Consider the following 931-nt stretch of genomic DNA (forward strand, 5'->3'; position numbering starts at 1 on the left):
CCCACCGCGCAAGAGCCTCGGACGCGCCAGGAGTTGAGAAGGGCCCCCACCCGGGCCTCGCGCTCGGCCCGGGCCGCGCGGTCGAGGCCGTCGGCGCGGCCCGCCAGGCCCTTGACCCGCTCCTCGTGGGTGCGCAGCTGGAGCCGGGCCTCCATCTCGGTCTGCCGGGCGTTGGCACCGTCGGCCGCCAGCCGGTCGCGGACGGAGTGGTCCGGCTCCTCCGCACCTCCGTCCCCGAGGGGGGCATCCTCCTCCGCAGCAGCGAGCCGCTCCGCGCACTCCTCGACCTCCGTACGGGCCTGTTCGAGCGCGTCCTCGGCCTTGGCCGCGGCGGCGGCGCTGCGCTCGGCCTCGCCGGCCGCGCCCTTCGCCTGGCCGGCGAGGCGCCCGAGCTGCTGGGCCACGCCCGTCCTGGCCTTCTCGGCGGCCCGCAGCCGCTGTGCGAGCTCCTCGACGCGGTCCGCGCAGTCCCGTCGGCGCGTCTCGGCGTCCGCCCGTACGCCGGCCAGCTCGGCGCAGCGTACGTCGAGCCCGGCCAGCTCCCGGGCGGCCTCGTCCACCGCGGCCTGCACCTCCAGCAGGCTGGGTGCCCCGGCGGACCCGCCGTGGGCCAGATGCGCCCCGAGCACGTCCCCGTCCCCGGTCACGGCCACGGTGGCGCCGCCCGCGGCGGCGATCTCCTCGGCCTCCGCCAGGGTCGGCACGACGACGAAGTCCCGCAGCACCCAGGCCAGGGCCTTGCGCAGGCCGGCGTCCCCGTGGACCAGCTCGACGACGGGCACCGGCCCGCCGGCGCCGGCGTATGCCCCGGCCTCCCCCTGGACCAGGGAACCCGCGGCCGGGCCCGCCGGGCCGACGGCGGAGCCACTGCCCACGACACCGCCCGCCCACGCCGCGCCCGCGGCAGACACCTGCCCGGGCAGGCCGGTGG

The 931-nt window shown here is 79.6% G+C and carries 1 pseudogene; it reads right to left on the minus strand.

Annotated features, from left to right (window positions below):
- Positions 1 to 931: pseudogene (locus GPJ59_RS36575) on the minus strand (hypothetical protein); the annotation flags it as partial.

It is taken from the genome of Streptomyces bambusae, from assembly GCF_019400985.1.
GTDB lineage: Bacteria > Actinomycetota > Actinomycetes > Streptomycetales > Streptomycetaceae > Streptomyces > Streptomyces bambusae_A.